The 14792-nt window shown below is 54.4% G+C and carries 13 protein-coding genes; 8 read left to right on the top strand and 5 right to left on the bottom strand.

The annotated features are described in order from the left end of the window. Positions 1-23: 23 nt before the first annotated feature. Together asr and NR201_RS00555 are read left to right on the top strand one after the other, a co-directional pair. Positions 24-551 carry an acid resistance repetitive basic protein Asr gene (asr, locus tag NR201_RS00560; protein ID WP_072171253.1) on the top strand — a complete coding sequence of 176 codons (528 nt, stop codon included), beginning with the start codon at positions 24-26 and terminating at the stop codon, positions 549-551. 277 nt (positions 552-828) lie between these two features. Next, positions 829-1638 carry a serine protease gene (locus NR201_RS00555; protein ID WP_010670211.1) on the top strand — a complete coding sequence of 270 codons (810 nt, stop codon included), beginning with the start codon at positions 829-831 and terminating at the stop codon, positions 1636-1638. Between the two features lie 58 nt (positions 1639-1696). On the opposite strand, the gene hrpA is transcribed toward NR201_RS00555, so the two are convergent. Beyond that, positions 1697-5599 (bottom strand): ATP-dependent RNA helicase HrpA, encoded by a 3903-nt coding sequence (gene hrpA / locus NR201_RS00550; protein WP_256849241.1) that lies wholly within the window; start codon positions 5597-5599, stop codon positions 1697-1699. A 258-nt stretch (positions 5600-5857) separates the two neighbouring features. On the opposite strand from hrpA, the gene azoR reads away from it, so the two are divergent. Beyond that, positions 5858-6457 carry an FMN-dependent NADH-azoreductase gene (azoR, locus tag NR201_RS00545; protein ID WP_010244651.1) on the top strand — a complete coding sequence of 200 codons (600 nt, stop codon included), beginning with the start codon at positions 5858-5860 and terminating at the stop codon, positions 6455-6457. A 64-nt stretch (positions 6458-6521) separates the two neighbouring features. On the opposite strand, the gene NR201_RS00540 is transcribed toward azoR, so the two are convergent. Genes NR201_RS00540 through NR201_RS00530 form a run of 3 tightly spaced genes read right to left on the bottom strand, consistent with a single transcriptional unit; the run spans position 6522 to position 9687 of the window. Next, positions 6522-6860: a YdbL family protein gene (locus NR201_RS00540; protein WP_033779117.1), complete on the bottom strand. Its 339-nt coding sequence runs from the start codon at positions 6858-6860 to the stop codon at positions 6522-6524. Between the two features lie 11 nt (positions 6861-6871). Continuing rightward, on the bottom strand, positions 6872-7060 hold the full coding sequence (locus tag NR201_RS00535) for a YnbE family lipoprotein (RefSeq protein ID WP_009090058.1): 189 nt from the start codon (positions 7058-7060) through the stop codon (positions 6872-6874). Then, positions 7057-9687, bottom strand: a complete 2631-nt coding sequence (locus NR201_RS00530; protein WP_306281166.1) for a YdbH family protein — start codon at positions 9685-9687, stop codon at positions 7057-7059. Before NR201_RS00530 ends, NR201_RS00535 begins: the two co-directional genes overlap by 4 nt. Positions 9688-9833: 146 nt before the next feature. Here NR201_RS00530 and NR201_RS00525 point away from each other — a divergent pair, with 146 nt between their 5' ends. Beyond that, complete coding sequence (locus tag NR201_RS00525) at positions 9834-10826, top strand: 2-hydroxyacid dehydrogenase (protein ID WP_010244644.1); 993 nt, start codon at positions 9834-9836, stop codon at positions 10824-10826. A 31-nt stretch (positions 10827-10857) separates the two neighbouring features. On the opposite strand, the gene NR201_RS00520 is transcribed toward NR201_RS00525, so the two are convergent. Beyond that, entirely contained in the window at positions 10858-11133 is a 276-nt protein-coding gene (locus NR201_RS00520) for a DUF333 domain-containing protein (RefSeq protein WP_003853763.1), read from the bottom strand. 184 nt (positions 11134-11317) lie between these two features. Between NR201_RS00520 and NR201_RS00515 the strand changes: the two genes are divergently transcribed. The 4 genes from NR201_RS00515 (at position 11318) to ttcA (ending at position 14539) form a co-directional block, all read left to right on the top strand. After that, on the top strand, positions 11318-11974 hold the full coding sequence (locus NR201_RS00515; RefSeq protein ID WP_010244641.1) for an MgtC/SapB family protein: 657 nt from the start codon (positions 11318-11320) through the stop codon (positions 11972-11974). 213 nt (positions 11975-12187) lie between these two features. Further along, positions 12188-12448 carry a hypothetical protein gene (locus NR201_RS00510; protein WP_256849240.1) on the top strand — a complete coding sequence of 87 codons (261 nt, stop codon included), beginning with the start codon at positions 12188-12190 and terminating at the stop codon, positions 12446-12448. Between the two features lie 690 nt (positions 12449-13138). After that, the gene (locus NR201_RS00505; RefSeq protein ID WP_182504707.1) at positions 13139-13297 is read left to right on the top strand and encodes a hypothetical protein; all 159 of its coding nucleotides are present in this window, start codon (positions 13139-13141) and stop codon (positions 13295-13297) included. 306 nt (positions 13298-13603) lie between these two features. After that, positions 13604-14539, top strand: a complete 936-nt coding sequence (ttcA, locus tag NR201_RS00500) for a tRNA 2-thiocytidine(32) synthetase TtcA (RefSeq protein WP_039386354.1) — start codon at positions 13604-13606, stop codon at positions 14537-14539. Positions 14540-14792: the final 253 nt, after the last annotated feature.

The following is a 14792-nucleotide window of genomic DNA, read 5'->3' as shown; positions in this document are numbered from 1 at the left end:
AAATAGTCTTCGAGGGATTTGCAATGAAAAAATTATTTGCACTGGTTGTCGCCGCTGCTATGGGTATGTCTTCTGTTGCTTTCGCTGCTGACACCACAGCTGCTCCAGCTGCTGCGCCAGCCGCAACAACCACTACTACCGCTGCAGCACCGGCTAAAACCGTTCACAAAACTGCGCACAAGAAACACCATAAAGCGGCTCAGAAAGCGCAGGCTGCTAAGAAACACCACAAAAAAGCTGTGAAAAAAGATGCCGCGCAGAAAGCGCAGGCTGCTAAAAAAGTTCACCATAAAAAAGCGGTAAAACCTGCTGCACAGAAAGCCCAGGCCGCTAAAAAAGTTCACCACAAAAAAGTCACTAAACCAGCTGCTCAGAAAGCCCAGGCCGCTAAAAAAGTTCACCACAAAAAAGCCACTCAGCCAGCCGCTCAGAAAGCCCAGGCTGCTAAAAAAGTTCACCACAAAAAAGTAGCTAAACCAGCTGCACAGAAAGCTCAGGCTGCTAAAAAAGTTCACCACAAAAAAGTTGTGAAACCAGCAGCTAAAAACTAAGGTCGCCTTCAGCGCACGGCCACGAGATGATGATTAAAAACACCCGGTTCTGCCGGGTGTTTCTTTACTGGAGTGGATGATATGGTGCGTCGCTATCGCTTCGAAATTATTCTGCTGGTGATGATCCTGTGTGGCATTGTTGCAGCAAGCTTTTTTGTTTAACCGCTGTAGCGTACTGATTAACCAATAAAACTCCCTTTTTCAACGCTCACCGACTATAGTTACCGTACTTACGTAATAACAATAACGTTAATTTTTTCTCGCCATTGAGATTTCTATGCGCCTGGCTACCCTGTTAATGGTTGGACTCTTCAGCTTTGCCACCACGGTTCATGCCGATGATGACGATGACTCGCCTACTCCTGCTGAAATTAAGATGCTGTTTTTCGGTAAGGATCATCGCCAGGCAATCACCGATATTACCGCTGCCCCCTGGGATGCCATTGGTCAGCTGGAAACCGAAAGCGGCAACCTCTGTACTGCCACACTCATCTCTCCGCATCTGGCGCTGACCGCCGGACACTGCCTGCTTGCCCCGCCGGGTAATTTCGATAAGCCGGTTGCGCTGCGATTTATGGCCAGCGATAAAGGCTGGCGCTACGAGCTTCATGATATTGATGCGCGGGTTGAACCCTCGCTGGCGTCAAAGTTAAAAGCGGATGGTGAAGGCTGGATCGTGCCGAGCAGTGCAGCCCCCTATGATTACGGCATCGTGATTTTACGCAATCCGCCCTCAGCGATTACGCCTATTCCGCTGTTCGATGGCTCACGCAGCGATCTCACTGCGGCGCTGAAGCTGACCGGACGCAAAGTGACGCAGGCGGGCTATCCGGCTGATCATCTGGACACGCTTTACTCCCACAGCGATTGCCTGATCACCGGCTGGGCGCAGCGCGCCGTGTTGTCGCATCAGTGTGACACCCTGCCAGGTGACAGTGGTTCGCCACTGCTGCTCAATAGCGATAAAGGCTGGCAGTTAATCGCGGTACAAAGCTCAGCACCGGCAGCGAAAGATCGCTATCTGGCTGATAACCGCGCGATTTCGGTCACCTCGTTTAAAGATAAGCTGGAATCCCTCGCGCAGTAGTCCGCACTCTCACTCCCCATCATCGGATGCGCGCCGGTTACGGCGCGCATCCCGGCGTTTAACCCGCTATCTGCTCCATCATCTGCAGAATACGCTTATCTGAGATGGGATAAGGCGTACCCAGTTGCTGAGCAAAATAGCTGATTCGCAGCTCTTCGATCATCCAGCGGATGCTCTGCACCTCTTCATCATCCTGACGCTGCGGCGGCAACTTGTTGCGCCACGCCTGATAAGCCTGTTCCACTGCCTGCACTTTTAACATCCGCGCACGATCGCTGTGCGGATCGGCAGGCAGTTTTTCCAGTCGGCGCTCAATCCCATGCAGATAACGCAGCGTATCGGCCAGTCGCTGCCAGCCGTTGCCTGTGACAAAGCCGCGATAAACCAGGCCACTTAACTGCGCTTTTATGTCAGATAACGCCAGCGCCATGGTCATATCGACCCGGCCCTTCAGACGCTTATTAATGTTGAAGACTGCCGTCAGGATCTGCTCGACCTGCTTCGCGATGGTCACCACGGTTTCATTGAGTTCGCCGCGCACCTTGTCACGCAACTGCTCAAACGAGGTTTGATCCCAGGCCGGACCGCCCGCTTCCCCCATCAGCTTGTCGATGCCACAGGCGATGCAGTCGTCAATCAGCTCCAGCACTTTGCCATAAGGGTTAAAGTAGAGTCCGAGCTTGGCTTTGTTCGGCAGCTTCTCGTGCAGATATTTAACCGGTGACGGCACATTCAGCAGCAGCAGGCGACGCTGACCGCGCCACATCATTTTTTGCTGCTCCTGCTCGCTGTCAAACAGACGAATGGCGACGCTCTCTTTCTCGTCGACCAGCGCAGGCCAGGCTTTAACCTGGTAGCTGCCGCGCTTCTGTTCATAACTGCGTGGCAGATCGCCAAAACTCCAGATATGCAGCCCGCTCTGCTCCAGCCCGTCATCCGCCACTTTCGACAGCGTTTCCTGCACTTTGTCTTTCAGCTGTGCCTTAAGCGCAGTGAGATCTTTGCCTTCCAGCAGTTTACGGTTGTGCTCGTCGACTACCCGGAACGTCATTTTCAGATGATCGGGCACCTGTTCCCACTGCCAGCTTTCCCGCTCCAGCGTGACGCCGGTCATGCGGCGAAATTCCCGCGCCAGCGCATCAGGCAGCGGCATCTCCATCGCTTTCACTCTTCCTAAGAACGCTTCGGCGTAGTTGGGCGCAGGCACCAGGTTGCGTCGCAGCGGCTTGGGCAGTGACTTAATCAGTGCGATGATCAGTTCACGGCGTACACCGGGGATCTGCCACTCAAAACCGCTATCTTCAACCTGATTCAGCAGCGGCAGCGGAATATGTACCGTCACGCCATCCGCATCTGCGCCCGGCTCAAACTGATAACTCAGCTTCAGTTTGAGGTTGCCCTGATGCCAGAAGTTGGGGTAGTCGAGCTGACTGACTTTATCCGCACCCTCTTTGATCAGCATCTGCTTGTCGAAATTCAGCAGTTCTGCGTTTTCGCGACTGGCCTGTTTCCACCAGCTGTCGAAATGCTTCGCTGAGACCACCTCTTTGCCAATGCGCTGGTCATAAAAAGCAAACAGCGTTTCGTCATCAACCAGAATGTCGCGGCGACGGGATTTGTGTTCCAGATCTTCCACTTCGCTGCGCAGCTTCTGGTTTGCGCGGAAGAAGGCGTGTCGGGTCTGCCAGTCGCCCTCCACCAGCGCGTGACGAATAAACAGTTCACGGCTCAGGGTGGGATCGATGCTGCCATAGTTAACTTTACGGGCGGCGACAATCGGCAGGCCATAGAGCGTGACTTTTTCGCTGGCCATCACCGCGCCCTGCGATTTCTCCCAGTGCGGTTCACTGTAGCTGCGCTTGATCAGATGCTGTGCCAGCGGCTCAATCCACTCTGGTTCAATACGGCCCGCCGTGCGGCCCCACAGGCGGCTGGTCTCGACCAGTTCCGCTACCATGGTCCACTTCGGCGGCTTTTTAAACAGCCCGGAGCCAGGGAAGATCGCGAAGCGGGTATTGCGCGCGCCGGTATACTCCTGCTTATCGGTGTCTTTCTGCCCGATATGCGACAGCAGACCGCTTAACAGCGCGCAGTGGACGGGCTGCAGCTCAGCCGGTTCACGCTTAACCGGAATGCCCAGTTCACGCACCACCTGCCGCAACTGGGTGTAGATATCCTGCCATTCCCGTACGCGCAGATAGTTAAGGAAATCGCTTTTGCACTGGCGGCGGAAAACATTCCCGGACAGCGCTTTCTGCTGCTCCGCCAGGTAGTTCCAGAGATTCACATAGGCGAGGAAGTCGGAGTCTTTGTCGGCAAAGCGCCGGTGCTTCTCATCGGACGCCTGCTTTTTATCTGCCGGACGCTCACGCGGGTCCTGAATCGACAGGCCAGCGGTGATAATCATCACTTCGCGCACGCAGCCAAATTTCTGCGCTTCCAGCACCATCCGCGCCAGGCGGGGATCCACCGGCAGCTGCGCCAGCTGACGCCCGGAACCGGTAAGCTTATAGTGACCGGTCTCTTCGTTCAGGGTCAGCGCGCCCAGCTCTTCCAGCAGGCGGACGCCATCCTGGATATTGCGCTTATCGGGCGCTTCCACAAACGGGAAGGCGGCGATATCGCCGAGGCCCAGCGAGGTCATCTGCAGGATCACTGACGCCAGGTTGGTGCGCAGGATTTCAGGATCGGTAAAGGCCGGACGACTCAGGAAGTCATCTTCCGCGTAAAGGCGGATACAGATACCGTCTGAAACGCGGCCGCAACGCCCTTTACGCTGGTTGGCAGACGCCTGTGATATCGGTTCAATCGGCAGGCGCTGCACTTTGGTACGGAAACTGTAACGACTGATACGCGCCGTACCGGGATCGATCACATATTTAATCCCCGGCACCGTCAGCGAGGTTTCCGCGACGTTGGTCGCCAGCACGATACGACGACCACTGTGCGACTGAAACACCCGGTTCTGTTCGGCGTTCGACAGCCGTGCATAGAGCGGCAGCACTTCGGTGTGTGGCAGATCGCGTTTGTTCAGCGCGTCGGCGGTATCACGTATTTCACGCTCACCACTCATGAAGATCAGGATATCGCCCCGACTTTCCCGGCCCAGCTCATCTACGGCATCAAAAATCGCCTGCAGCTGGTCACGATCGCCATCATCCGCCTCTTCGATCACCGGCCGATAGCGCACTTCAACCGGATAGGTCCGGCCTGAGACTTCAATCACCGGCGCATTATTGAAATGACGCGAGAAACGCTGTGGATCGATGGTGGCGGAAGTGATAATCACTTTCAGATCGGGGCGACGCGGCAGCAGCTCACGCAGATAACCGAGCAGGAAATCGATATTCAGGCTGCGTTCGTGCGCTTCATCAATAATGATGGTGTCATATTGCATCAGCAGACGATCCTGCTGGATCTCCGCCAGCAGAATCCCGTCGGTCATCAGTTTAATCTGCGTCAGGTCACTGACCTGGTCGTTAAACCGTACTTTATAGCCGACGCAGCCGCCCAGCGAAGTGCTGAGTTCATCGGCAATGCGATTCGCCACGGTACGTGCGGCCAGACGGCGCGGCTGCGTATGACCAATCAGACCCGTCACACCACGTCCCAGCGCCAGACAGATTTTCGGCAGCTGCGTGGTTTTGCCCGAGCCGGTTTCACCGGCGACAATCACTACCTGGTGATCGCGAATCGCCTCAGCAATATCCTGCTGCTTCTGACTGACCGGCAGATTGTCCGGGAAGGTAATGGCTGGCGTGGCCGCACGGCGCTGGGCCACGCGCTGCTCGGCAGCGATAAAGTCCTGCTCAAGCTCGCTGGCAATGCCCTGCTGTGCCTCGGGGTTTTTAGCTTTTCTGGCACCCTGTAAACGGCGCTGTAACCGCTGGCGATCGCGCAGCATTACACCGTCGAGGCGTGACCAGAGCGCTGCCAGTGGGGAAGTATCGGGAGATGACATAATAGTGACGTACCTTACTCAGACGGTGTCGCTGCCTGAAGCAGCGCCCTGCAAGCCGGGATAACCAGCTGATTCAATAAAAAATAATTGCGCGCATCATAGCACATTCTGAACTGTTCCGGCGGCTGGCCCCGGTTACGCTTATTCAATAAATTCGAACATGGGTCTCGAAATATTGCGCTTTCACCGCGCCATCGATAACCGTAGAGTGTAAACCATTGAGCGGAAAGTCTTCCGCGTAACAGACAGGAAACCACCATGAGCAAAGTTTTAGTTCTGAAATCAAGCATTCTTGCAGGCTATTCACAATCAAGCCAGCTCGCTGACTTCTACATCGAACAGGCAAAGGCCCAGGGTAAAGAGGTTACCGTACGTGACCTGGCGGCTAACCCGATCCCGGTACTGGATGGCGAGTTAGTGGGTGCAATGCGTCCCTCTGATACCCCGCTGTCACCTCGTCAGCAGGAGGCTCTGGACCTGTCTGATGAACTGATTGCAGAACTGCAGGCTCATGATGAAGTGGTGATTGCCGCGCCAATGTACAACTTCAACATCCCGACGCAGCTGAAAAACTATTTCGACCTGATTGCCCGTGCTGGCGTGACGTTCCGCTACACCGAAGCAGGCCCGGAAGGTCTGGTTAAAGGCAAAACGGCAGTCGTTATCTCGAGCCGTGGCGGCATTCATAAAGATACCCCAACTGACCTGCTGACCCCTTACGTCAAGCTGTTCCTGGGCTTCATCGGCATCACTGACGTTGAGTTCGTGTTTGCTGAAGGCATCGCTTACGGTCCGGAAGTGGCCAGCAAAGCGACCGCTGAAGCGAAAGACGCTATCAAGCAGATCGTGACGGCATAAGTCTCACTCATCTCAGGATGACGCTGTAAAAGACCGGGCCATGCGCCCGGTTTTTTTTCGCCGGTTACTGACTGCTCTCTGCCGCTTTTCTCAGCCACTGACCGTTAATGCCGCGCACATATTCCCCCGCTGCCGCACGGCTCACCAGCTTCTGTCCGGCAATACTGGCGACATCGGCCGTGGAGAGATTATTCTGTTCTGCCAGTCGCTGATACTCCTGCTGACGTCCGGCATTAATACGCTGCACCAGTGCCAGCGTTTCACTATCCTGCGCACGTGCCGCCAGATAGCCGGAGAGCGTTTCACCTGCCCGCCCCGATTGCCGCGCCTGATCCAGCGTCAGTGCCCAGGCAGGCTGCGCCATCGTCAGGGCGAGGAACAGCACCGCGCTTATGCGTTTCATCGTTGCTCTCCTCAGAACAGACCGCTCTGGTTTTTCAATAGCGCTTCCACGTCTTTATCGACTTTGATGTGGATCTCATGTTCGATTTTCACGTTCATGTTGATGGTGATGGGATCTTTAGGTGCCGTGACTTCAATGCGCGGCACGCAGCCGATGCTCAGCAGTCCGGCTGCCAGAACCAGTAATGCCCTCAGGCTCATGGTGAAATGTCCTTGTTGGATGGCAAATTCGCATGTTGCTCTAACCAGGATTGCAAATTATCGCCAAAGCGCAGGCTGCGCCAGAGCTGAAACAGGTTTTCCTGATGATGATAGTTGAGATTAACCGTCTGACGACGGTTACTGAACTGGCTGACGCCCTGCACCTGCGCCTCCATGGTGAGGTCGCCAAGATTATCCAGATTGATCGTGGCCCAGCTGCGGGAGACTTCCATATAGCGTAACCAGTCCAGCGCGGCGCCCGTCGCCACGTTATTGCGGGTAATCGCATCCGCCATATCTTTATCCAGCCGGAAGGTCAGCGGACCGCTGTTGGCAATCCACCCTTTCTCCACCAGCCAGTGTGGATTATTGAGCCACAGCGGCAGCTCACCGTTGACCTTGCCCGACATGGCAAACTGTTTAGGTTTCAGCGCCGTCACCAGCTCGCTGAGGCTGATATTGCGCAGCGACACCCGGGCTGGCTCATGCTGCGGCATGCGCAAAGCGGGCAGCGTAATTTGTCCGCCCAGCAGATCAAGGCTGACATCCTGCAACGTCAGCGGCGCCTGTTCGGACCACGGCCAGTTACCCTGCAGGTCAGCGCGAATATTCTGCATCGCAAACTGGTTCTTAACCTCGGCAATGCGCAGTGATACCGGGCCATGCTGACCAAATTGCCATTGCTGCTCATGGAATCTGAACGGCAGCGAGAAGTCGATACCGTTAACCTGGCTGTCAGGCGTCCAGATGCTGCCCTGTTTTACCGTCCAGTGGCCTCCCGCCTGGAAACCCTGTTCACTTGCGGCGGAAAAAGCGACCTGTGCCTGCAAACGGCCGCCCTGGATCTGCATTTTCATGTCGGGGCTGAGCAACGGCTGAAACACCGTCAGCGACTGTGCCGGCCACCAGGCCTGGCCGCGCAGCCGTTCGCCATCCCAGCGGCCGTTAACCCGCAGCGGGCCAACCTTGCCCGCCTGTAAACTGCCTCGCCAGATAAAATAGCCGGGATCACGACCTTTAGCCTCAAAGTCGAGCGTGGAATCTGCCAGATGTCCGCCATAGCTGAAGCGGGTCTCTCCTGCCTGCAGGCGGAAATGCCCATTGAACGCCGGATGCGCCGCATCACGCTGCCAGTTTACCGGTTTAGTCAGTGTCAGACGCGGTTTTGCAACGTTGACACTGCCATACGCCAGCTGATTAAAACCGGTGGACAAGGTATCCAGATGGATCAGGGTGTCGTGCCAGCCGCCCGTGCCTTTAACATCCCAGCGCGCCTGCAGCGGCAGCATCTCGCCACCTCCCCAGTAGCGCCAGTTCCATTCGCCCTTATCGGGCCAGAAATCATTGGCGCGGCCATCGAGATGCAACCGGAAGCGGCCAAAACTGGCATCGTGCGCATTGAGAATGGCCTGCAGGCGGCCATCAATACCCTGCGAGGAGAGTCGTACGCCCGCCAGCGGCCAGCGCGCTTCGTCCACTTCCAGCGTTGACAGCAACCGGCCCCGCAGGCGCAGCAGCGATTTAGGTTGCAGCACCAGTTGAGGATCGAGGATCGAGCCGCTGAGCACGCCCGGAATGGAGCCGTAAAGCTGCAGGTCGGCCAGCTTGCTTTCGCCGGTTAGCTGAAACGGCAGGTTGCTGTTGGTCAGGCTGAGGTTGCCGGGCCCGACGCCGAGCACCACGTTACCCTTGCCGCCGCGTCCCTGGGTCAGCAGGTTAACGCGACCGCTAATCTGGCTACTTTCAAGGCCAGACTGCCAGTTATCCAGCGTCAGGTTAACAAACCCTGATAGCGGCTGAGCCTCCAGCGGCCAGAAGTATTCGCCCTTTTCAATCCGAATCTGATCGCGGCTGATCTGCCACGGCAGTCTGAGAAGCGGCCTGGTCACTTCGGCCATTGCCACGCGTAGCTCGCCCTGCTGCTGCTGCCAGTTAAGCGTCAGCTTCAGGGGATGCGGCAGTGCGTCCAGCGCCAGCTGTCCGGTCACCTCGCCGTTCACCGGCAGATCAGTGGCAAAGATGGGTAACGCCAGATGACCACTCAGCGTGACGGGTTCAGGAAGTGCAGGATGGGTGAGCGTCAGGCGACTGATAGCGAGCTGCTGACCGGTCAGCGTTGCCGCCAGCTGCAGATTATCGCCCTGATAACTGAGTTGCTGACGATCTTTTTCCAGCGTCAGATCCAGCGCGCCCGCATACGTCTGCCACGGCGTAACAATTAATTTGCCCAGATGAACGTCGGCGCCAGGCAGCATTGCCTGCCATTCGGCCAGCGTTTTGGGGGCTGCCGTGCTGCCATCACTGGCCGGTAATTTTTGCAGGCAGGTGCTATCCAGCGTCAGCTCTGACGCATTCAGTTTCCAGCGCGACTGATGCCAGCCCAGTGACACTCCCTTTACCGTTGCCAGGGAGCAATCCCCTGCGAGATAACGAAGTTGTGGCAACCACAGGCCACCTTCCCGCCAGCGCGGTGCGCCCGACAGCTCAATGCGGGTATCTTCAGGTAGCCAGATGCCGACCAGCCGCGGCAGCCATTGCGTAACAGTCAAGATCAGGCCGAGCAGCAGCAGAATCAGCGCCAGAATGGCGGCCAGCCGTCGCCGGAACATCCGTGGCATAAAAGCCATAATCCTTTTCCTTACAGTATCCTGACAACGATGATGGCATGTAATCTGCCAGAGGTGAAGGTCTGCGCCGGACACAAGTCAGCTGTTTCAGCAAAGTCAGTCAGAAAACGTTATCCTTGCTCTATCACCTCTGCAGGAGCACAACGATGAAAATCGCGGTTTACAGCACCAAACATTACGATCAGAAATACCTTGAGCAGGTCAATCAGCAGTTCGGCTTTGAACTGGTGTTTTTTGACTTTTTACTCTCTGAAAGCACCGCCAAAACCGCTGTGGGATGCGATGCTGTCTGTATCTTTGTAAACGATGACGGCAGTCGCCCGGTGCTGGAAGAGCTGGCCGGGCTGGGTGTGAAATATATCGCGCTGCGCTGTGCCGGTTTCAATAATGTTGATCTGGCTGCTGCAAAAGAGCTGGGTCTGGAAGTGGTGCGCGTGCCGGCCTACTCACCGGAAGCGGTCGCTGAACATACTATCGGCCTGATGATGACCCTGAATCGCCGTATTCATCGCGCTTATCAGCGTACCCGTGACGCAAACTTTTCGCTCGACGGCCTGACCGGTTTTAACATGCATAACAAAACCGCGGGTGTTATCGGTACCGGTAAAATCGGGATCGCGACGATGCGGATTCTGAAAGGTTTTGGTATGCGGCTGCTGGCGTATGATCCCTACCCGAGTGAGCAGGCGCTGGAACTGGGCGCGGAATATGTCGATCTGAAGACGCTGTTTGCTGAATCCCACGTCATTACCCTGCACTGTCCGCTGACGCCGGAGAATCATCATCTGCTCAACGCCGATGCGTTTAAACAGATGCGCGATGGGGTAATGGTTATCAACACCAGTCGGGGTGGTCTGATTGATTCACAGGCGGCGATTGACGCGCTGAAACAGCAGAAAATCGGCGCGCTCGGCATGGATGTTTATGAGAATGAACGTGATCTGTTCTTTGAAGATAAGTCGAATGATGTGATTCAGGACGATGTGTTCCGCCGTCTGTCGGCGTGCCATAACGTGTTGTTCACCGGCCATCAGGCGTTTTTAACCGCCGAAGCGCTGACCGCCATTTCTGAAACGACACTGAATAATCTCAGCCAGCTCGACCGGGGTGAAAACTGCCCGAACCGACTCTCTGCCTGACTGTGCGGGCCGGAGCAATCCGGCCTGACCATCAGCGCGCGCAATTCCCGCCAATTAACGCCTGCTCATCACAGCGACGTCCATTGACTAACTGACACATCCCCACTCTTGAGCCATCCAGCTGATGCGAAAATGCCAGCGTTCCGCCCGCATTCGAACAGGTGCTTTCTGCCAGGGAAGACATCACCACCCGTGGCTGGATGTGGGCGGCGGTGGCTTGTTGCGGTGGCTCGTTATCATCACTGTTGCTGCTGCAGGCAGAGAGTAATAATGCGGCACCGGCCAGCAAAAAGGTGGCTGCTTTCATCAGTCGGACTCCGGGAAGTGGGGGAAAAGGCTGGCTCAGCATATGTCAGGCAGCACAACGGGTCGAGAGGTGAAACAGCTTTTTACAAAATTCTCCGGCGTCATTTGCAAGCAGAATTATCTTGTTTACCTGTTATAGCTGAATTGTCACCCTTTTTCGGCCCTTATTAATTCGGAGTAAAGCCATGTTAATGGATATGTTAATTCGCATAGCGCTGGCCGGTATTCTTGGCGGCCTGATCGGCATGGAGCGCCAGATGCGGGCCAAAGAAGCGGGACTGCGTACCCATATTCTGGTCGGTATCGGCAGTGCGATGTTTATGCTGGTATCGAAATATGGCTTCGCCGATATGCTCAATAGTGACCATGTGGCACTGGATCCCAGCCGTATTGCTGCCCAGGTAGTCAGCGGCATGGGTTTCCTTGGCGCAGGCACCATTATGATTCAGAAGCAGGTGGTGAAAGGCTTAACCACGGCGGCGGGATTATGGGTGACTGCGGCGATTGGTCTGGTGATTGGCAGCGGCATGTATGAGATCGGCATTTATGGCACGGTGCTGGCGCTGGTGGTGCTGGAAGTGTTCCGCCGCCTGAGCCATTTTCTCATCGGTAAACATCATACGCTGCTGGTTTTTCTTAAGCCCAAAAGTGTGCCGCTGGTGCTGCTGGTCATGCAGCGGGAAGGCATTCGCTACGGCAATGTGACGGTGATTAACCGGGATGAGGAGAGTGGTCTGTGTGAGCTCAGCGTTCAGGTGACGCTGTCCCGCAAATCAAACGATGCTCACCTCTATGATAAGGTCATGGAGATCAAAGGAGTTCAGTCGCTGGAGATGATGTAAATTCCTTTCCATAAAGATCATTCCTGCTGAACACAGGCCGTTCAGCGCCAGGACGTTGCAGAAGGGAGTTATCGGTACGCACTGCCTTCTGCCCTCTCCATCAGATTCATCTATTATCAGAATCATGCAGCCTGACCTGAGATATAGAGCCCGCCGGGAATTAATGTCATAATCCGTGATTGTTTATTAAGGTAACCATTTATCCGGTGAAAAATGCGCCAGAACTCTGACCATCGTGACGAAACCCTGTCCGCTTCTGTACGTAAAAGTAGCTGGCCGGTACAGAGCATGCTTATCTTTACGCTGATTGCGGGCGCTATGGCCATCATGATGATCCTGGATCATCGTAATTCCGTAAATAATGCGCTTGAGACCGGACAGTGTCTGGTGGGGGAAGGCGCTGAAAGTTTGCTGGAAGTGCTCAGACATTTTTTACATCATGCTTATCGCTGGATTTTTAAAGCCTGTGGCTAGCAATAATAAATTCAGTGCAGCAGGAAATGCAGTAATCCGTGTCGGTTTACCAGCAACAAAACGCCGCAATACATGACTGCAACATAGCAGAGTAAAAAGAGTATCATCGTCAATATAAATCGGACACCATAATTTTTTATATCGTGAGTGTTTACCGGATGTCTCATCGAATTTAAAGTTTGCTCCGTCCTTATTCACATATATAGCCAGCAATTTAACGATTTGTTACGCTGCCCGCATTACCATGATGTGCGGAACGATGAAGTCACAGCAAGTCTCTCAGGAAAAACAGTTATGAGTGTAAAAATTAAAGCCGCCCTTTTTAACTTTCACATTCACTTTAATGGCTTTAATTTCGCCCGTCTGCTTTGAAAAGCAACAGTTTTGGACGTGGCGATATGTGCCAGTAAAATCGATTCAGATTTAATGGGATACAAAAAAACAGTGATGCCTGTGCATCTTACGTATTCACAATTATAACCCGGCAGTGTCAACGCATATTCAACAGCAGTGTTTTTCAGATTCAGGCGTTAATGAAATTAACAGTGCATCAGGATATTTAACTCCCTGCAGATTTATAGCAACAATTCAAATAAAATTTTCAAATCAGATAAGCATAAACAGGACTCCGTTTATGCATGATTGATTAATAGCGGTGCATGCTCTTTTTTTTGCTTACTGGTCGCTCTGATGAAATATCTGTTAATTATCTCAATCATTTTTATGACTGCGGGTTGTGCGGCAAAAAAAGAGAATGCGCGGGCTGATGCTTACCAGGCATCACTGCCATCCTGTTCTGCGCACAATGATGAAATCGATTGCCAGTGGAAAGAGGTGCCAGCCAGCTGACATCGCATAGTTGAACGCTATCCGTGACACATCAGCCCGCAATTTTTGGGTAATGACCTGGTAAGGCCTGCCCTCATTTTTCACTGAGTACCGCCGCATCGATTTACGTCGCTGCTCCCTTAACGGGTAGTCGCTGCCGGATTTCCCGGGCGGCTATCCGCTGATTACTTCACTCCAGTACTGGCATTCGCGGCAACAATCCGTACCATACGCTGCATATTCGTGACACCGCAGTGAAGTGTCTGGCTGAACGCGCACGGCAATTTGCCCTTTAGCTACGCTTTCTGGATTTTGAGATAGGTAAAAATGCAAGATAATCAAACGGTTGACAAGAAAGAACAGTACAACCTCAATAAACTGCAAAAACGTCTGCGTCGTAACGTCGGTGAAGCCATTGCAGATTTTAATATGATTGAAGAAGGCGACCGCATCATGGTCTGCCTGTCGGGCGGCAAAGACAGCTACACCATGCTGGAAATTTTGCGCAGTCTGCAAAAAAGCGCGCCGGTCAACTTCAGCCTGATTGCCGTTAACCTCGACCAGAAACAGCCGGGCTTCCCTGAGCATATCCTGCCGGAATATCTTGAGTCGCAGGGCGTTGAGTATCGGATTATCGAAGAAGATACCTACTCCATCGTCAAAGATAAGATCCCGGAAGGCAAAACCACCTGCTCACTCTGCTCGCGCCTGCGCCGTGGCATTCTCTATCGCGTCGCAACTGAGCTGGGCTGTACTAAAATTGCGCTGGGCCACCATCGCGATGACATTCTGCAGACGCTGTTCCTGAACATGTTTTACGGCGGAAAAATGAAAGGCATGCCGCCAAAGCTGATGAGCGACGATGGCAAGCAGATTGTGATCCGTCCGCTGGCTTACTGCCGCGAGAAAGATATCATCCGCTTCTCAGAAGCGCGTCAGTTCCCGATTATTCCGTGTAACCTCTGCGGTTCTCAGCCGAACCTGCAGCGTCAGGTGGTAGCCGATATGCTGCGTGACTGGGATAAGCGCTATCCTGGCCGTATCGAAACCATGTTCAGCGCGATGCAGAATGTGGTGCCGTCACATATGGCGGATATCAACCTGTTCGATTTTAAAGGCATTAAGCATGGCGATGCGGTGGTTGACGGCGGGGATCTCGCCTTTGACCGGGAATCTCTGCCGCTGCAGCCTGTTGGCTGGCGGGCTGATGAAGAGGATGCCCCGGATACCAGCGCGCGTCTGGATGTGATTCAGATTAAATAAGTGCTGAAAAGGTTAAGGGCGTGCTGCTGGCAGCACGCCCTTTTTTTATATGTTGCGATGCGGTGGTGGATCCATTATCGGCGGAAATTCCGGATCTGTCGGCGGATCAGGCTGGGGTTGTGGCTGAGGAATAGGCTCAGGAATCGGGATCGGATCCGTGGGGATCGGCTCGCTGTTAAGAATCGCGCTCATGCCGTACTCCTTTTGTTGCGAATGGACTTTAAGCTTAGGTAAGGAACGGCGTTACAGCCAG

The organism is Pantoea sp. Fr-CA_6, from assembly GCF_024520895.1.
Taxonomy (GTDB): domain Bacteria; phylum Pseudomonadota; class Gammaproteobacteria; order Enterobacterales; family Enterobacteriaceae; genus Pantoea; species Pantoea agglomerans.
Note: the sequence above shows the minus strand (reverse complement) of the source record. Positions and strands in the feature narration are given on the sequence as shown.